Source organism: Streptomyces sp. NPDC057623 (assembly GCF_042800355.1).
Lineage (GTDB): Bacteria > Actinomycetota > Actinomycetes > Streptomycetales > Streptomycetaceae > Streptomyces.
In genome coordinates this window covers 307,413-324,656 of sequence record NZ_JBHVGZ010000004.1, presented here as the reverse complement: position 1 = coordinate 324,656, position 17,244 = coordinate 307,413, and the positions used below count along the sequence as shown (strand labels likewise).

Here is a 17,244-nt window from a genome sequence, read left to right as displayed (position 1 = left end):
ACGGAAACCCCCCCTACGGGATGGGGGGTGGCGCCCCCCGCTTTTTTTTCCCCCCCCCTTCCCGTTGTCATCGGGCGTCATGGAAGTCATGTCTCATGCGGCATTGGCATCGAGTTCGAACCACACCGCCTTCCCCACCCCGTGCGGCTGCACGCCCCAGGCGTCGGCGAGGGACTCGACCAGGACCAGGCCCCTGCCGTTCGTACCGTCGTCGGCGATCGGTACGCGCAGTCTGGGCCGGCGGGCCACGAAGTCCCGCACCTCCACCCTGAGTCCGTCCGGTCCGACGGTCGCCGTCAGGACCGCCTCATGGTCGGTGTGGACGATCGCGTTGGTGACGAGCTCGCTGGTGAGCAGTTCGGCTATGTCCGATCGTCCGGGCCTCCCCCAGTGCCGCAACAGGTCGCGCAGCGCCCTGCGTGCCTCCGGTACGGCCCGTAGGTCCGCCCGCCCGAGTCTGCGCCTGAGTTGAGGCGTCTGCGCGAGATCCCCCGCACTCGCGGCCTGGTCCTCCACTGTCTCCACCGAGGAGGCCCCGTACGCTATGGGACCGCCCCCTCGTGCCTGCCTCTTCATGACCCCCGCCCGCGTGCCGATGTCGGTTCCCCTCCTGGCTCGAACACGTTCACGGGAACCATTTCCCACGGCTCCGGCGCGCCAGTCATGTCGAATCGTCAACGACCAGGTGTTCGGCCATGGTTGGGGCGGCGCACGCCGGGTGCATGAAACCCGGAAGGTGGCCCACCGGACGCCCGGAAGCCGCCGTGTGCGACGACCGAACCGGGTCGGCCACCGGCCAGAGCCCGGCTTCCGGGCCGATGGCGGGCGTCCGGCGCGGAGAGGCGGGGCGGTTCGCCGACTCCGGCCGCGGGCGGCCGACCAGGGCAGTCCCGCACGGCTTCGAGCCGATCCGGGCACGGGCGGGTTGAGCGGAGGGGATCGGCCCGGCTACCTATTCCCCGCTGCCGTTCCGGCCGTATGTGACGCGGGCATGGGGCAGTTGAGGGCTCGGCGTCGGGGCGACGCCCACGCGGACGCCCCGGGCCGAGCCCACAGCCGTTGAAACTGGCCGGAATTCGCTTGTTCGGCTGCCCCAGATGCGGGGCCGCCCGCCCGACCCCCGTCCGGGAGGGCGGCCCCGCCGGTCCGGTGGTCCGGTGGCGCGCCGGTCAGTAGAGCTTGTTGACCGCGGTGGTGGTCGTCTTCCTGAAGTCCTTCACCGGCGCGTGCGCGAGGTCGCCCATCTGCCCCCACTGCACGACGGTGACGGTGCCGCCGTCCCGGCCGACGGAGAGGAGGCTGACGTCCATGGCCCCCCACGAGGCGCGGGTCTCGAAGCCGTGGACCCGGGCGCCCTCCTCGACCGGCAGGGTGCCGTAGCTCTTGTAGTCGGCCTCGATGTCCGGGTCGGCGTCCATACGGGCGACGCAGCGCTTGGCCTCCTTGTCGAGGCGGGTGGCCAGGGCCTTGGCCTTGGCGCTGTCGCCGACGACGATGTTGAGCTGCTGGGCGTTGGTCTCCAGCTCGGTGCGGAAGGCGCGGTAGCTGGAGTCGTAGGCGAGCAGCGCCTCACCGAAGCAGTACTGCATCTCCTCCGGGACACCGCCGGTGACCTTGTCGGCGGTCCATCCGGAGGAGGGGTGCGGCGGGAGCTCGGACGCCGACAGGAACTTCGGCGCGGGCGCCTTCGTCGCCGCGCCGGCCGGCGCGGCGGTGAATGCGGCACCGGCGGCGAGCGTCGCGACGGCGAGTGCGGCGAGCGCGCCGGTTCGAGTGCGCTTGAACATGAGTGTCCCCCGTGAATGAGATGAGAGCGTGAATGATCGAAAGAGGGTCGGCACCGACGGCGGATGGTCCGTCCGGCCCTGGTCGGTGCGACACCAGAAGCATCAGCCGCCACAGCGGGCGGCCGCAAGCTCCCGCGCCCGATCCGCGACGGTGGAACCATCCCAGCCCTTCTGACGTGCAGGTATATGGAGTGCCTGGGATGCCGTCCCGGGACGGTGAGGACACGGGGGAGCGGTGTCTGAAGCACAGGACGACGACGTCCAGGAGTTCGCGGCGCTGCTCAGGCGTCTGAAGGACCGCACCGACCGCAGCTACGGTCAGCTGGCCCGCCGCCTGAACATGAACACCTCCACGCTGCACCGCTACTGTGCCGGTGACGCGGTCCCCCTCGACTTCGCCCCCGTGGAACGCTTCGCCGCCCTGTGCGAGGCGACTCCGGAGGAGCGGCTGGAGCTGCACCGGCGCTGGATCCTGGCGGTGGCGGCGCGCCAGCGGTCGCGTACGGCAGGTCCTGCGGCAGCCGAACGCCCGGCCGGCGCCGCCTTCTCCGCGACCGGTTCGCCCGACGACTCCCCCGCGAAGGCGCCCGAAGAGCCGGCACCGGGTGCGCCCGCGCACCGCCCCTGGTACCGCCGCCGGAGCCTGCTGGTGTCCGCGGCCGTGGCGGCGGCGCTCCTCGCCACCCTCGGGAGCCTCTCCTCCCTGCCGGACAACGGCCGTTCCCGAGCGAGCGACTCCGTCCGAGGCACCGACGCGACCCGTACGCCGGCGGCCGACACCCCCGGCCCGGCTTCGACCGGGTCGCCCGAGCCCTCCCCCACGACGCCGACTCCCTCGGACGGCGCACCGACCGGGAAGAAGTCCTCGCCGAAGCCCACGGGATCCGCCGGCAGCCCCTCGAAGAAGGCCGGACCGCAGCGGCCCCCGGCCAGGGCGCCCCTCACCTGGAGCGCCGACTCCCACGTCTGGCAGGCCGGCTGCGGCCACGACTACGTCATCGCCAAGCCCCCGCACCAGGTGCCCCCGCCGCCGGCCCCGCAGGACGCCCAGACCTGGGCGAGGACGCAGGGCGCGGTGCACGGCGGGCAGACGATGGTGGAGATCACCGTGCAGGGGCGGACGTCCACGGCCGTCGTCCTGGAGGCGTTGCGCGTGCGCGTCGCCGGCCGCGCGGCCCCCGTCGAGGGCACCTCGTACGCCATGGACCACGGCTGCGGCGGAGCGCTGACGCCCCGCTACTTCGACGTCGACCTGGACAAGGACCGACCCATCGCACGCCCGGCCGACGGCAACGACACGGGCACCCCGGTCCCGGCGATGAAGCTGCCGTACCGCGTGTCCGCCGAGGACCCGGAGGTGCTGCTGGTCGACGCGCGGACCGACGGCTGCGACTGCAGCTGGTACCTCGAACTGGACTGGTCCTCGCAGGGCCGCACCGGCACGGCCCGCATCGACGACCACGGCCGCCCGTTCCGCACGACGAGCGTCAAGGGCCTGCCGAACTACGCCTACGACACCTCGGACCGTAAGTGGGTGCCGTACAACTGAGCCGTACCGCGGGGGGTCACGCCTCCCACACCGCCGCCGCCGTACGGTCGTCGGCGTACCCCTTCACCCGGACCTGGGCGTCGGCGAGGAACTCGGCGAGCCCGGGCGGCTCAGGGTCGGACCATCGTCCGGTGAGGTGGGCGGCGAGTTCGGGTTCGCCGCGCAGCGGGTCGGCGAGCCCGCCGGTGCACATCAGGAGGGTGTCGCCGGGGCGGGCCACGGAGGCGCGGAAGCGGAAGGGTTCGCGGGGCGGCTCGGGGGCCTGGTCGTAGGGGCTCGGGGGTGTGGTGATGCCGAGGTCCATGGTGAGGCGGTCGCCCTCGGGGGTCTCGGCCGGGAGTGAGCCGAAGCCGACGACAGGCTCACCGGTGAGGTCGGTGACACGGGGTTCGATGTCCTGCCATGCGCCGCCCCGCAGGCGGAAGAGTCCGCCCGCGCCGACGCCGAAGAAGACGCGTGTACGGCACTCCGGGTCGGCGGGGAGGAGGAGGCAGCGCAGGGTCGCCGCGTACTCCTCGGGTTCGATGCCCTGTTCGGCGGCGCTGGCGCGGAGTTTGCCGAGGCTGCGGTCGGTGAGGCGGTGCAGGCCCGACTTCAGGTCGCCGCGCCGGGCGGCCCTTATGTCCGCCGCGAGCTTCGGGTGACTGCGGCCGACGGCGCGCCCGATCCAGTGACAGGCCTCGGCCGCGGCGCGGTGCGCGCCCGGGGTGGCGCGGGCGCCGGTGGCCATCGCCACCAGGATCAGGGCGTGTTCACCGGTGCCGAAGCGGGCAGTGAGAAGGGAGTCGCGGCGGGGTTCACCCCGGTAGCGGGCGGAGTCTCCGCGCAGGGACACGGCGCGCAGGGTGCAGGCGCCGTAGCGGGCGCCGTCGAGGACGGTGTCGGCGACCAGGTCGTCCAGGTCGTCGGGGTCCGCCGGTGGGAGGGCGGTGGGTGCTGCGGTGTAGGTGGGAGGGCCGTCGCCCACGTAGTCGAGGGGCCGGAGGGTGGGGGCGGGGAGGGGCTCGGGCGGGGGCGGCTGCGCGGTGACCGGGGCTGCGGCCGGGGCCGGGGCCGGGGCCGGGTGCGGCGGTTTCTCGTCGGCCGGCGGTGAGTCCACCGTGAACCCCGGCGGCTTCGGCAGACCCGGCGGGAACGTGGACCGGCCCGGTGCGGCATCGGTGTCCGCCCGCGGTGACGGGACAGCCGCGCCCGTTCCCGGGCTCCCTGCCCCCGAGCGCTGGTTCACCGCCCCCGCCGCGGAGGCGAAACGGTCGTCCAGTGAGTCGGGCGCCGCCGTGGGGCCCGTGTCCTCGGTGAAGTCACCGTACAGCTGCCCCCACCAGTCGTCCTCGTGACCGGTGGGCCTTCCCCCCTGCTGGCTCATGCCCCCAATTGTCCACCGCACGGGCCGGATGAAAACGGGGCATCAGGAAAATCCGACCCGGTGAAGCGCCTCGAAAGGCGTTGTCGGGTGAGGCATGGAACAGCCTTGCGATACACCGGACGAAACAAGAGGCGACACGGGTCGCCGGGCGATCCCACCCCCCACGGGAGAACCGCCCGGCGACTGCCGGGTGACCCGGGCCCGGATCCCCTTCGCGCGCGCCGGCGCGCGTCGTGGGCCCGGGTCACGATCTGAGTGGACGCGAAAGCGCAGGCCGAGAGGGTTAAGTCGGACAAAGCAGGCGGCGATTGATGCTGCGGTGGCGCCACCTTGGCAGAGTCACGGGTGGTGCGGCGATGATGTGCCGAGGCGGTTTCGCGCCGTGGCCGTTTTCCGCCACGGACCGAACACCGGTGTTCTGTGGGGAGGGGCGCGGCCCGATGCTGGGAGTGATAGGTCTCGACGAGACGCATGAGTCGGCGTACCGGGCCCTGGTGTCCGTGGGCGCGGCCGACGTGCCGGACCTCGCACGGCGCCTGACGCTCGGTGAGTACGACACCGAGCGCGCGCTGCGCCGTCTGGAGCGCCACGGACTCGCGGCCCAGTCCTCGGCCCGGCCCGGCCGCTGGGTCGCCGCGCCGCCCGGGGTGGCACTGGGCGCCCTGCTCACCCAGCGGCGGCACGAGCTGGAGAAGGCGGAGCTCGCGGCGGCGATGCTCGCCGAGGAGTACCGGGCCGGAGCCGCAGAGCCCGAGGTGCACGACCTCGTCGAGGTGGTGATCGGCGCGGCTGCCGTCTCGCAGCGCTTCCTCCAGCTGCAGCTCGGGGCGAGCCGGGAGGTGTGCGCGCTGGTCACCGGCAACCCGGTCGCCGTCACCGGCATGGAGAACGACGCCGAGGAGCAGGCCGCCGCTCGCGGTGTCCGCTACCGGGTGGTCCTGGAGCGGGCGGTCCTGGACCAGCCGGACGGCATCACCGAGCTGTCCGCCGCCCTGGGCCGCGAGGAGCGGGTACGGGTCGTGGACCGGGTCCCGACCAAGCTGGTGATCGCCGACCGCACGCTCGCCCTGGTGCCGCTCACCTCGCACACTGCCGAGCCCGCCGCGCTCGTCGTCCACGCGAGCGGGCTGCTGGAGCTGCTCTCCGGACTGTTCGAGTCGGTGTGGCAGGAGGCGCTGCCGCTGCGCCTCGGCGCGTCCGGCGTCACCGAGCAGCAGCCCGACGGGCCCGACGACACCGACCTGGAGGTGCTCTCCCTGCTCCTCGCCGGCCTGACCGACGCGAGCGTGGCCAAGCAGCTGGACCTGGGCCTGAGGACCGTACAGCGCCGGGTGAAGCGGCTGATGGAGCTGACCGGGGTCACGACCCGGCTGCAGCTGGGGTGGCATGCGTACGAGCGGGGGTGGGTGGCGCGGGAGCGGCAGGGGTGAGCGTGGCGCCCCGCGTCCGACGAGCCTGATCTGCGCGTTCTCGCGGGCTCCGGCACTCTGGTCAGATGGGAGTGTCGGACCTCGTGCTGGTCGGCCTGGTCCTCCTGCTCGGCCTCTGCGGAGTGCTGGTGCCCGGCGTGCCGGGGTCGTGGCTGGTGTGGGCCGCGGTCATGTGGTGGGCGCTACAGGACCCCCAGCCGGTCGCGTGGTGGGTGCTGGTCGGGGCGACCGTCGCGCTGTTCCTCTCCCAGGTGGTGCGCTGGGCGCTGCCGCCCCGCCGACTGCGCCCGAACTGGGCCGGCCGCCGCATCACGGTGTACGCCGGAGCGGGGTCCTTCCTGGGCTTCTTCCTGATCCCCGTGGTCGGCTCGATCCCCGGTTTCATGGCCGGCGTCTACCTCGGCGAACGGCTCCGGCTCGGCCGCCACGGCGAGGCGAGGGCCGCACTGCGCACGGCGATGCGGTCGGGCGGGTCCAGTGTGCTGGCGGAGCTGTTCACCTGCCAGTTGATCGCGGGGGCATGGGTGGGTGCGGTGATCTGGGGCTGACGCTCCCGAGGCGGAGCCGCAGGCCCTCTAGAGCCGGCCCTCCAGCGTGAGCAGCCGCACCTTGCGTTCGAGGCCGCCCGCGTAGCCGGTCATGGAGCCGTCGGCCCCGATCACCCGGTGGCAGGGGCGGACGATCAGCAGCGGGTTGGCGCCGATCGCGCCGCCGACGGCCCGCACGGCGGCACGGGAGGCGCCGATCCGGGCGGCGATCTCGCCGTACGTCGTGGTCGCGCCGTAGGGAACGGTGTCGAGGGCGGCCCAGACCCGCTCGCGGAACTCGCTGCCGTCCGTGCTCACCTCCAGCTGGAACTCCTTGAGTTCGCCCGCGAAGTAGGCAGCGAGCTGTTCCTCGGCGGCACGGAAGAGCGCGGGTTCGTGCCGCCAGCCCTCCTGGACGCCGCGGCCGCCCTTCTGGCCCGGCACGGAGAGGGAGGTCAGGGCGCCGGTGCCGGGGTCGGCGGTGAGGAGGAGCGGGCCGACGGGGCTGTCGACCTCGGTCCAGTGGACGATCGGGACCATCATGGTTACTCCAACTCCCCTGCTGCACGCAGGTGTTGTGACGCGTAGGAGCGCCAGGGGCGCCAGCTGTCGGGGGCGTCGACGCCGGGTGGGCCGACGTCCGGGTCACCGAGGGCACGGGTCCGGATGGCGGCGACGGTACGGGCGTCGAGTCCGGGCAGCCCCAGCAGTGCCTCCTCCGCCTCGTCCCGGTCGGCGCCCGGGTCCAGCCGTACGGCGCCGTCGGCGAGGGCGGCGGTGAGCGCGCCCAGCGGGCCGCGGGGCTCGGCCTCGGCGAGGACGGCCGCCTCGGGGAACAGATGGGTGAGGCTCCCGCAGGGCGCGTCGAGCGCCTTGCCGTACCGCCGCACGAGCACCTCGGCCCGCTCCGGGCCCACCAGCGTCCGAACGGCCAGTTCCTCGGCGTCGGCGGTCCCGGGCGACCGCAGCCCCGGCCGCGCGGCGACCAGCGGAGCGAGCCGGGGGTCGGCACCGAGCCGCTCGTCGACGGCGTACGGGTCGGCGTCCAGATCGAACAGCCGACGCAGCCGGTGGACGGAGGTGGTCAGGTCGCGGGGGTCGGTGAGATGCAGGCGGGCGTCGAGCCAGCCGCCGGGGTGAGCCGCACGCGCCTGCCGCCCGACACCGCCCGGCTGCTCCCGCACCGCGACGATGGCGGTGCCGTGGGGCAGGCGGAGGGTGCGGCGGTACGTCCGGCGTCCGGCCGGCCCGGTGACGTCCTCGATGCCGGGGACGGCCTCGTGTGCCAGCAGGTCGAAGACGGCGCCGGCCTGGTACGAGCCCCGGTGGGCGAGCCGCAGCGGGATCCCGGCCGAGGGTGTGGCCGTACGCCGGGCGGGGCGGCCGCCCGTGGGCGCGGCGGCGCGCAGCTCGCTCGGGGTCGAGGCGTAGACGGCCCGGATCGTGTCGTTGAACTGCCGCACACTGGCGAATCCGGCCGCGAACGCGATCTCCGTGATCGGCAGCTCGGTGGTCTGCAGCAGCACGCGGGCGGTGTGTGCCCGCTGGGCGCGGGCGAGGGCCACCGGCCCGGCGCCGAGCTCGGCGGTGAGCTGGCGCTGCACCTGCCGGGCGCTGTATCCGAGCCGTGTGGCGAGCCCGGCGACGCCTTCGCGGTCGACGATGCCGTCGCCGATCAGCCGCATGGCCCGTCCGACCGCGTCGGCCCGTACGTTCCACTCGGCGGACCCCGGAACGGCGTCCGGCCGGCACCGCCGGCAGGCCCGGAATCCCGAGCCCTGCGCGGCGGCGGCCGTCGCGAAGAACCGCACGTTGCGCCGCATCGGCGTGACCGCCGGGCAGCTGGGACGGCAGTAGATGCCGGTCGTTTCGACGGCGAAGAAGAACTCGCCGTCGAAACGGGCGTCACGGCTCCGTACGGCCTCGTACCTGGTGTCTTCGTCCATCACGGTGTCCAGTGTCCGCCGTGACCGAGGGATGGGCTAGCGGAAAACGGACATGGCGCTGACCAGCCGGCCCGTTCGGGGCGGAAGCGGGGGTCCGGGAGCGGCGAACCCCCACGGACGGCCGCGCGGACACCGGGACCGTCACTGCCAACGCCCCCGCTTCGCCTCCATCGCCGCGCGCCCTTCCGCACCCTTGCGCTTCCAGTCCCGCTTGATCTCGGCCCGCAGCCGCGCATCCGTCTTGGCCACGATCCGCTGGTTCTCGCGCACCAGCTTCCGGTAGCTCTCCAGCCGCCGCTCGGACAGCTCACCGGCGTCGAGCGCGGAGCGCACCGCGCACCCCGGCTCGCTGTCGTGCGCGCAGTCGTGGAAGCGGCACCGCTCGGCCAGCGCCTCGATCTCCGAGAACACCTGGCCGACCCCGACCTCGGCGTCCCACAGACCGACGCCGCGCAGCCCCGGGGTGTCGATCAGGACGCCGCCGCCCGGCAGGGCGAGGAGGTTGCGCGTGGTGGTCGTGTGACGGCCCTTGCCGTCGACGTCGCGCGCGGCCTGGACCTCCATCACGTCCTCGCCGAGCAGCGCGTTGGCCAGCGTCGACTTGCCCGCGCCGGACTGCCCGAGCAGCACGGACGTACCACCGGAGACGACGGCGACGAGGACGTCGAGCCCGGCCCCGTCCAGCGCGCTGACCGACAGCACCGGCACGCCCGGCGCCGTGGTCTCCACGTCCTCGACGAGATGCGCGAGCGTCGCCGCGTCCGGCACGAGGTCGGCCTTGGTGAGGACCACGAGCGGCTGCGCGCCCGACTCCCACGCCAGCGCGAGGAAGCGCTCGATGCGCCCGAGGTCGAGTTCGAGTGCCAGCGACACGGCGACGATGGCGTGGTCGACGTTGGCGGCGAGGATCTGCCCCTCGGACCGCTTGGAGGAGGTGGAGCGCACGAAGGCGGTACGGCGCGGCAGGTACGTGCGTACGTACCGCGGGTTCCCGCCCGGTTCGACGGCGACCCAGTCGCCCGTGCACACGACCCGCATCGGGTCGTGCGGGGTGACGAACGCCGTGTCGGCCCGTACGAGACCGTCGGCGGTGACGACGTCGCACTGCCCGCGGTCGACCCGCACGACCCGCCCGGGCAGCAGCCCTTCGGTGTCGTACGGGGTGAACGCGTCGGCCCAGGCGGAGTCCCAGCCAAAGGGAGCCAACGCGGAGAAAACAGAGGTGGAAGTCAACGGGTGACCCTTCACAAGGGTGGCCCCGGCAGCCGCGTGATTCAGACGCGGAGAGATGAGTGGTTCAGCCGGCGGCCACGGAGGTGGACTTGATGAACTGGATGCGGGCAGCGCTCGTCGCAAAGACAGCCATCGGTCGACACCTCCTCACTCATATCCGCTCGACGGCGGCGGCCACCGGCCACCGCCCTGATCTTCCGTCACTCTAGCCCGGGCCCTCGAAGGCCCGTCAACCGGTTTTACGCGCAGTCGTGCCCGTTCAGCGTGAAGTCGTACGCCGGGGAGTTCTCGCCGTCCCGGGAGGCGAGGAAGCCGAAGGCGAGCGTGCCGTCCGCGGGGACCGTCCTGTTGTAGTCCGCGGCCGTGGCGGTGACCCGGGAGCCGTTCTGGGCGAAGCTCGCGTCCCACATCTGGCCGACCTCCTGGCCGTTGTGGAAGGACCAGGCGACGCGCCAGTCGTCGACGGCGCGTTCGGTGGTGACGGTGATGGTGGCCTGGAAGCCGTCGGGCCATTCGTTGACCAGGTCGTAGTCGACGCTGCAGGTCACCGGCTCGCTCGTGGACGGGTCCGGCCGGTCCGGATCGTCCTCGTCGGCCGTGGACGACGTGGTGCCCTGCGGCCCCGGGCCCGGCTTCTTCGGGTCGGGTGAGTCGGCTGCCTCCGTGGCGCTGTCCGACGGCTCCGGGGAGTCCTCGGAGGGCTGGGGTGCGGTCCTGACCGGCAGGGTGAAGCCGGGGTCGGCGACCGGCTGGCGGTCGGAGGGGTCGCCGCCCGCCGTACCGCCGTCACCGGTGGAGCCGGCGGGCATGATCGACACCGCGAGGGCGAGCACCGAGACGAGGACGGCGGCGACGAGGAGGCCGTTGCGCACGACGCGCGCCTTGTGCGCGCCGGGGTTCGGCGGGCCGGCGTCCACCGGGTCGGCGCGTCCGGCGCCGAGACGCACCTCGGCGGCCCTGCGGCGGCGCTCCAGGTAGGCGAGGCCGCCCCAGCCGAGGACACCGCCCGCGAGGGCCGCGGGCAGCCCGGCCCCGTTCAGCCGCAGACAGGAGGCGGCCTCGGCGCACTGCACGCAGGTGGCGAGGTGACGGGAGAGGTCGCCGGGGGCGTCGGCGCCGGTCGAGCGGGTGACGGCGTCGAGGAGGCGCGCGTAGCTGCGGCACTGCGCGTCCATCGGGGTGTCGAGCTGGTTGCGCCGGCAGCGGTCCCTGAACAGGACGCGGACCTGGGTGAGTTCGTCGGAGACGGTGGCCGGGTCGAGGCCGAGCTGGCGGGCCACGACGTACAGCGGCAGCGCCTCCACCTCGGCCAGCCACAGCAGTGCGGCGTCAGGTTCCTGCATGTCGCGCAGTCCGCGCAGCGCGAGCGGGCGCTGGAGCGGGGGGCCGGTGTAGCGGTCGGCCTTCTCGGAGTTGAGCCACAGGCGCAGGTCGGGGTCGAGCCTGTGGCCCTGTCCGCTCTCCTCCCAGGCGGTCGCCGTGGTGCGTACGGCGGTCAGCAGCAGGGGGACGCGGGGCAGACGGGCCGGGCGGCGGCCGGCGCTCCGGAAGGATGCGGCCTCGGTGTCGCGGGCCTCGCGCATACCGGTCGAGAACGCCTCCAGGGCCAGCTGGTTGGCCGCGGTGGAGCCGGCCGTGCACAGGTCGGCGTACGACAGCACGGCGTCCCAGCACTCGGAGAACAGCGCTGCCTCGGTGGCGTCCTGAGGGGTCGGCAGGTCGGGCATGAGTCTCCTGCATCCACATGCGAGGTCAACTCGCCATATTGGCAATGGAGTTGGGGGGAACCTCGCGGCAGGGCATGAGCCTTTCACGTTTTCAACACAACTGACAAGCGTCGTGTTCAGATGTCATGACAGGCCGCGCGACCCTGCAACTCCAGCCACTTGTACGGACGCCGGCCCCGTCTGTCTCACCGACACCGTCGTGGAATCCTCGGCCCGTTCGCCGCCGAAGGCTAGTCCGCGACCGCGGGTTGCTGCTCCGGAAGGCTGTCCATGAAGGAGCTCACCGAGAACACCGCGCGGCCGGGGCCGGGCGGGCCGTAGCCGGGGGGTGAGGAGAGGCCGAACTCGTCCATGGTCTGGCGGTAGGCCTGGAGCAGCCGGATGTGGTACTCCAGGGGCGCGCCCTGGGGGTTGGCCTTGCCGAGCGGCGTCGTCGGCTCGGGGCACCAGGTGGTGAAGCGGGGTGTGATGCCGTTCGACATGAAGAAGCGCAGGCCCTCGGTGGTGGACGCGATGGCCTCGTCGACCGTCTTGAACCCGAAGGGCTCGGCCATCTCGACGCCCGCCACGAAGTTGGGGATCACGTTCCGCGCCCCGAAGACCTCCGCCGAGTCGAGGATCCGCTTGTGCCACACGTCCCGGCCGACGTAGCGCTCCTTGCCCGGGCAGTACATCTTGAAGAGGTACTCGTCCCACACCTCGTAGTTGGGGTGGTAGATCTGCACGCCGTAGTCCTTGAAGCGCTGCACGTCGTCGCGCGGCAACGCCTGGGCGACGACCTTGCCGATCCACCGGCCCGGGAAGCGCTCCTCGATGGCCTTGGCGTAGTGGCCGTAGAAGTCGGCCTCGTCACGACCGGAGACCGTCTTGGTGATCGCGCCGCCCGTGAGGGTGTAGGCGGTGGACGCTTTGGCGGTGTCGTACCGGTCGATGATCTCCAGGGCTTCGAGGACCTCCTCGACGTCCTTCACCCCGGTGTACGGGCGCCCGGCCGCCTTGTGCTGGCGCCAGTTGTGGTTGATGTCGCAGTACTGGCACTCCTCCTTGGCGCCGAAGTACTGGCAGACCCGGAAGACGGTGAGGTAGATCAGGTAGCCCCACTGGATGGTCGGGGCGACCTCCATCACGGACTTCCCGTTGGAGAGCTTGTGCCGGTAGTACTCCGGCATCGGCGGCACCCCGACGTCGGAGATCCGCTTGCCGTCGAGGTAGAGACCGAGCACGCCCTGGTCGTCGGCGGCGACGCGGTAGGGCGAGGACGGGTTCACGCGCACGGAGACGACGGTGCGGCGCAGGTCGTACGGTCCGCCGGTGAGGATGATCTCCTCCGGCGGTCGCCGCAGCGCGGCCTCGCCGAGCTCGGGGAGGGTGCCGTGGTCGAAGGAGAAGATGAAGTACGACTTCGGCTTCACCTCACCGGACTCGTTGTCGCTGAGGGCGGACGGGTCGAAGGCCACGCCACCCCGCAGCAGATCCTCTTTGAAGACGGCTTCCCGCGGAACGTGCGGGAATCGCTCCATCAGATCCTCGACCAGTGCGGTGCGGCTGCCCATCCGTAATCTCCTCCCGGCTCAGGCGTACGACTCCTCACGGTATGCCCCTGCCCGGACGTGCGCGGCGCCGGGTCCCCTGAACCGCGTGTTTCCCGCCCCCGCCGCCCTTACCCGTCCCGTCCCTGAGGGCTGCGCCCCCAGACCCCCGCTGTCGGCCCTGCGGGCCTCGTCCTCAAGCGCCGGACGGGCTGAAGTACTCAGCCCCTCCGGCGTTTGAGGAGCGGGGTCTGGGGCGGAGCCCCAGAAGGATGGGACGGGTCGGGGCGCGGGGGCGAGCAAACCGGCCGTCACGCCATGCGTTCCAGGTCCGACTGGACGATCCCATAGGCCAACGGCTGCCCGCCGCCAAGCCGCTCCGCCTCCCCCGCGACCGCGAGGCCCAGCCGGGCCACCTCGTTGCCCTGGGAACCCGCGAGGTGCGGGGTGATGAAAGCGTTCGGCAGGTCGTACAGGGGTGAGTCGGTGGGCAGCGGCTCCGGGTCGGTGACGTCGAGGATCGCGGAGAGGCGGCCGGTGCGGAGTTCGGCGATCAGGGCGTCATGGTCGAGCAGCCCGCCGCGCGCCGTGTTGATCAGGACCGCCCCGTCGGGCATCAGGGCCAGTTCGCGCGGGCCGACGAGGTGGCGGGTTCGCGGGGTCTCGGGGGCGTGGATCGTCACGACGTCCGACGTGCGCAGCAGATCGTCCAGCCCGAGCAGGGGGACGCCCAGCCCGGCGGCCCCGGCCTCGTCGACGTACGGGTCGGTGAGGCTCACCCGCAGATCGAAGGGGCGGAGAAGTTCGATCACGCGACGGCCGATGCGCGAGGCCCCGATGACGCCGACCCGGCGGCCGTGGTTGCCGATGCCGGGGACGAGTCCCCAGCCCGGGAAGGCGCGCTCGGTGCGCAGGCGGTCGCGGGCGGCGAAGAGGTCCTTCCCGGCGAGCAGGATCATGGCCAGCGTGTACTCGGCGACCGGCACGGCGTTGGCCACCGCCGCCGAGCTCACCGCGACGCCCCGCCGCCACAGCTCGGGCGTGGCGAGACTCTTGACCGAGCCGGCCGAGTGGAGCACCGCGCGCAGCTTCGGTGCGGCGTCGAGCACGGCCGGGTCGAGGCGGGGACAGCCCCAGCCGGTGACGAGGATCTCGGCGCGGGCGAGCGCGTCCCGAAGGCGTGGGTCCGGGTCGGTGAAGTCCTCGGCCACCAGGGCGGGGTCGATGTCCACCGACTCCCGCAGCCGCGCCAGCACCTCCGGCGGGAAGACCTGCGGCACGTTGTCGGCGGACATGGCGAACAGGGCGTACGGCCGCTGGGGCAAGGACGTGGCCTCCGGTTCGGCGAGAGGGGGCAAGGCGGTATGGAAAGCGGTATCTACCGTAGGCAGCCGTGGATGAGAGGGTCAACGCACACGCACTCACCCTGAGGGACGGCGAGGGATGACGGAGACCATCACCAACTGGGCGGGCAACATCAGCTACACCGCCGAGGAACTGCACCGGCCGTACTCGCTCGACGCGATCGGCGCCCTGGTGGCCGGTAGCGCGAAGGTCCGCGTGCTGGGCAGCGGGCACTCGTTCAACCAGATCGCCGAGCCGGGGCCGGGGGGCCTCCTGCTGTCGATCGCCGACCTGCCGCCGGTGATCGACGTGGACCGCACGGCCCGTACCGTGCGGGTCTCGGGCGGCGTACGGTACGCCGAACTCGCCCGCGTGGTGTACGCCCACGGGCTCGCGCTGCCCAACATGGCGTCCCTGCCGCACATCTCGGTGGCCGGCTCGGTCGCCACCGGCACGCACGGGTCGGGGGTCGCCAACGGCGCGCTGGCCACGTCGGTGCGGGAGGTGGAACTGGTCACGGGCGACGGATCGGTGCTGACCATCGGGCGGGACGACGAGCGGTTCGGCGGTGTCGTCACCTCGCTGGGCGCCCTCGGTGTCGTCACGGCGCTCACGCTCGACCTGGAGCCGTCCTTCGACGTCGAGCAGCACCTCTTCACCGAACTGCCGCTGGACGGGCTGGACTTCGCGTCGTTCGGGACGGTGATGGCGTCGGCCTACAGCGTGAGCCTGTTCACCGACTGGCGTGCGCCGGGCTTCAGGCAGGTGTGGCTCAAGCGGCGCACCGACCAGCCGCTGCCCGCCTTCCCGTGGGCCCGGCCCGCCACCGAGAAGCTGCACCCGGTGCCGGGGATGCCCGCGGTCAACTGCACGGAGCAGTTCGGGGTGCCGGGGCCGTGGCATCAGCGGCTGCCGCACTTCCGGGCGGAGTTCACGCCCAGCAGCGGGGCCGAGCTCCAGTCGGAGTATCTGCTGCCGCGCCGGTACGCCGTCGACGCGCTGCACGCCGTCGACGGGATCCGGGAGACGGTCGCCTCCGTGCTCCAGATCTGCGAGGTGCGGACGGTCGCGGCCGACCAGCAGTGGCTGAGCCCGTCGTACGGGCGGGACACGGTGGCGCTGCACTTCACGTGGATCGAGGACACCGCGGCCGTGCTGCCCGTGGTGCGGCGGCTGGAGGAGGCGCTGGACGCCTTCGAGCCGCGGCCGCACTGGGGGAAGGTGTTCACGGTGCCGGCGGAGGTGCTGCGCGGCCGGTATCCGCGGCTGGCGGACTTCCGGACGCTGGCGCGTACGCTGGACCCCGGTCGGAAATTCGCCAACGCCTTCGTGCAGGACATACTGGGAGAGTGAAGGCCTGGGGGACTTCGTAAACCCCCTTTCCTAACCCCTTGTCGAAAGTATCCGCACGCCATAGCCTTGCGCCGCGCCGGTGCCGACGACGACCCGGCATGACGTGAAGGGACGGGGGCACCTCGGTTGAAGCGCACATCACGCGATATCCGCACCGCCAACCGCTACGAGGTGCTGCGCCAGATCATCGCCGCGTCACCCACCTCCCGGCAGGAGCTGGCGGCGGCCACCGGTCTCAGTCTCGCCACGGTCGCCACCCTCGTGGGTGAGCTGCTCGACCTCCGCATGATCACGGAGGTCGGGTTCGAGGACTCGGCCGGCGGCCGCCCCCGCGGGCTCGTGGCCGTCAACGCCTCCGGGGGCGCCCTGATCGGCGTGGACATCGCGGAGACGTACGTCCATGTCGAGCTGTTCGACCTCGGGCTGAACGTGCTGGCCCGCGCCGAGGAGGACGTCCGCCCGGGCGAGAGCCTCCCCGAGCAGGTGGTGGGCCATGTCGCGGCCGCCGTCGGCTCGGTGGTGGCGCAGGCCGGCATCGAGGGCGCGCGCGTCCTCGGCGTCGGCGTGAGCGTGCCGGGGCAGGTGGACCGCGCCACCGGCATCTCCGAGTACGCCGCCAACTGGGACTGGCACGACGTGCCGCTGCTCGACCTGCTCACCGAGCACATCGCCTACCCGCTGTACCTGGACAACCCGCTGCGGGCCAGCGCGGTGGCCGAGCTGTGGTTCGGGGCGGCGCGCGGGAGCGGGGACGCCGTGGTGGTCAACCTCGGCACCGGCGTGGGCGCCGGACTGGTCCTGGGCGGCGGCCTGCACCGGGGCGTCAGCAACAGCGCCGGCGAGTGGGGCCACACCACGATCGTCCTGGACGGACGGCTGTGCCGGTGCGGCAGGCACGGCTGCGTGGAGGCGTACGTCGGCGCGTCCGGGATCATGCTGACCCTGCGGGAGCTGAGCGCCGACAACCCGCTGCTGCACCCGGAGGACCAGACGGCCACCATCGACGCGCTCGCCCGGGGGGTGCGGGGACGCGACCCGGTGGCGCTCAAGGTGCTCCGTGACACGGTCCGCTACCTCGGGGCCGGCATCGCCGACCTGGTCAACCTGTTCAACCCCGAAGTGGTCGTACTCAGCAGCTGGGTCGCGGCCGCCCTCGGCGAACCCCTGGTCGCGGAGGTGCGCGAGGCCGTCGGCCGGCACGCGCTGCCGCGGCCGATGGCCGCCACCCAGATCGTCCTCTCCCCGATCCCCACCGACCCGGTGTGCCTGGGCGCGGCCACGTTCGCGCTGGAGGGGGCCTTGCAGTCCGTCGGGCAGAGGCAGACGAAACGCACCACCACCCCCGCGAGGAGTCGTACCGCACCACCTTCCTAGCGACCCTCACGGGTCACGGGTGCGGTGCCCCGCGACCCCGATACGTCCGGTATCCCGAACGTTGCGCAACGCTTCGCAC

General features: G+C 72.8%; 14 protein-coding genes. 5 read left to right on the top strand and 9 right to left on the bottom strand.

Translation table 11 applies throughout. From position 1 onward, the window contains the following. Nucleotides 1-93 precede the first annotated feature (93 nt). Nucleotides 94-516, bottom strand: coding sequence for an ATP-binding protein (locus ACFU95_RS07155; RefSeq protein ID WP_383822968.1), 423 nt, complete (start codon nucleotides 514-516; stop codon nucleotides 94-96). Between the two features lie 653 nt (nucleotides 517-1,169). Beyond that, nucleotides 1,170-1,787 carry a hypothetical protein gene (locus ACFU95_RS07150; RefSeq protein ID WP_383822918.1) on the bottom strand — a complete coding sequence of 206 codons (618 nt, stop codon included), beginning with the start codon at nucleotides 1,785-1,787 and terminating at the stop codon, nucleotides 1,170-1,172. 235 nt (nucleotides 1,788-2,022) lie between these two features. Here ACFU95_RS07150 and ACFU95_RS07145 point away from each other — a divergent pair, with 235 nt between their 5' ends. Continuing rightward, complete coding sequence (locus ACFU95_RS07145) at nucleotides 2,023-3,336, top strand: helix-turn-helix domain-containing protein (RefSeq protein WP_383822916.1); 1,314 nt, start codon at nucleotides 2,023-2,025, stop codon at nucleotides 3,334-3,336. Between the two features lie 16 nt (nucleotides 3,337-3,352). Here ACFU95_RS07145 and ACFU95_RS07140 read toward each other — a convergent pair whose 3' ends face one another. Then, on the bottom strand, nucleotides 3,353-4,702 hold the full coding sequence (locus ACFU95_RS07140) for a protein phosphatase 2C domain-containing protein (RefSeq protein ID WP_383822913.1): 1,350 nt from the start codon (nucleotides 4,700-4,702) through the stop codon (nucleotides 3,353-3,355). 440 nt (nucleotides 4,703-5,142) lie between these two features. Between ACFU95_RS07140 and ACFU95_RS07135 the strand changes: the two genes are divergently transcribed. Together ACFU95_RS07135 and ACFU95_RS07130 are read left to right on the top strand one after the other, a co-directional pair. Then, on the top strand, nucleotides 5,143-6,132 hold the full coding sequence (locus ACFU95_RS07135) for a helix-turn-helix transcriptional regulator (RefSeq protein WP_383822911.1): 990 nt from the start codon (nucleotides 5,143-5,145) through the stop codon (nucleotides 6,130-6,132). 65 nt (nucleotides 6,133-6,197) lie between these two features. Then, entirely contained in the window at nucleotides 6,198-6,680 is a 483-nt protein-coding gene (locus tag ACFU95_RS07130) for a DUF456 domain-containing protein (RefSeq protein WP_383822909.1), read from the top strand. Between the two features lie 27 nt (nucleotides 6,681-6,707). Here ACFU95_RS07130 and ACFU95_RS07125 read toward each other — a convergent pair whose 3' ends face one another. The 6 genes from ACFU95_RS07125 to ACFU95_RS07100 all read right to left on the bottom strand — a co-directional run bounded on the left by ACFU95_RS07125 (nucleotide 6,708) and on the right by ACFU95_RS07100 (nucleotide 14,419). Further along, nucleotides 6,708-7,202 (bottom strand): methylated-DNA--[protein]-cysteine S-methyltransferase, encoded by a 495-nt coding sequence (locus ACFU95_RS07125; RefSeq protein ID WP_383822906.1) that lies wholly within the window; start codon nucleotides 7,200-7,202, stop codon nucleotides 6,708-6,710. A gap of 2 nt (nucleotides 7,203-7,204) precedes the next feature. After that, nucleotides 7,205-8,605, bottom strand: a complete 1,401-nt coding sequence (locus ACFU95_RS07120; RefSeq protein ID WP_383822965.1) for a DNA-3-methyladenine glycosylase 2 family protein — start codon at nucleotides 8,603-8,605, stop codon at nucleotides 7,205-7,207. Between the two features lie 141 nt (nucleotides 8,606-8,746). Next, on the bottom strand, nucleotides 8,747-9,838 hold the full coding sequence (gene rsgA / locus ACFU95_RS07115) for a ribosome small subunit-dependent GTPase A (protein WP_383822904.1): 1,092 nt from the start codon (nucleotides 9,836-9,838) through the stop codon (nucleotides 8,747-8,749). Between the two features lie 239 nt (nucleotides 9,839-10,077). Continuing rightward, nucleotides 10,078-11,565: a cellulose binding domain-containing protein gene (locus ACFU95_RS07110; protein ID WP_383822902.1), complete on the bottom strand. Its 1,488-nt coding sequence runs from the start codon at nucleotides 11,563-11,565 to the stop codon at nucleotides 10,078-10,080. Between the two features lie 230 nt (nucleotides 11,566-11,795). Continuing rightward, a complete protein-coding gene (locus ACFU95_RS07105) occupies nucleotides 11,796-13,118 on the bottom strand; it encodes a radical SAM protein (protein ID WP_383822900.1) in 1,323 nt (440 codons plus the stop codon). Nucleotides 13,119-13,405: 287 nt separating this feature from the next. Beyond that, nucleotides 13,406-14,419 (bottom strand): hydroxyacid dehydrogenase, encoded by a 1,014-nt coding sequence (locus tag ACFU95_RS07100; protein WP_383822963.1) that lies wholly within the window; start codon nucleotides 14,417-14,419, stop codon nucleotides 13,406-13,408. Between the two features lie 118 nt (nucleotides 14,420-14,537). Here ACFU95_RS07100 and ACFU95_RS07095 point away from each other — a divergent pair, with 118 nt between their 5' ends. Beyond that, nucleotides 14,538-15,791 (top strand): FAD-binding protein, encoded by a 1,254-nt coding sequence (locus tag ACFU95_RS07095; protein WP_383822898.1) that lies wholly within the window; start codon nucleotides 14,538-14,540, stop codon nucleotides 15,789-15,791. 126 nt (nucleotides 15,792-15,917) lie between these two features. Continuing rightward, nucleotides 15,918-17,165, top strand: a complete 1,248-nt coding sequence (locus ACFU95_RS07090; RefSeq protein WP_383822896.1) for an ROK family protein — start codon at nucleotides 15,918-15,920, stop codon at nucleotides 17,163-17,165. The last annotated feature ends 79 nt before the right edge of the window (nucleotides 17,166-17,244 follow it).

Coding starts and splice junctions, on each gene's coding strand:
- ACFU95_RS07150 (WP_383822918.1), bottom strand. CDS start 1,787: ATGTTCAAGCGCACTCGAACCGGCGCGCTCGCCGCACTCGCCGTCGCG.
- ACFU95_RS07140 (WP_383822913.1), bottom strand. CDS start 4,702: ATGAGCCAGCAGGGGGGAAGGCCCACCGGTCACGAGGACGACTGGTGG.
- ACFU95_RS07135 (WP_383822911.1), top strand. CDS start 5,143: ATGCTGGGAGTGATAGGTCTCGACGAGACGCATGAGTCGGCGTACCGG.
- ACFU95_RS07130 (WP_383822909.1), top strand. CDS start 6,198: ATGGGAGTGTCGGACCTCGTGCTGGTCGGCCTGGTCCTCCTGCTCGGC.
- ACFU95_RS07125 (WP_383822906.1), bottom strand. CDS start 7,202: ATGATGGTCCCGATCGTCCACTGGACCGAGGTCGACAGCCCCGTCGGC.
- ACFU95_RS07120 (WP_383822965.1), bottom strand. CDS start 8,605: ATGGACGAAGACACCAGGTACGAGGCCGTACGGAGCCGTGACGCCCGT.
- ACFU95_RS07110 (WP_383822902.1), bottom strand. CDS start 11,565: ATGCCCGACCTGCCGACCCCTCAGGACGCCACCGAGGCAGCGCTGTTC.
- ACFU95_RS07105 (WP_383822900.1), bottom strand. CDS start 13,118: ATGGGCAGCCGCACCGCACTGGTCGAGGATCTGATGGAGCGATTCCCG.
- ACFU95_RS07095 (WP_383822898.1), top strand. CDS start 14,538: ATGACGGAGACCATCACCAACTGGGCGGGCAACATCAGCTACACCGCC.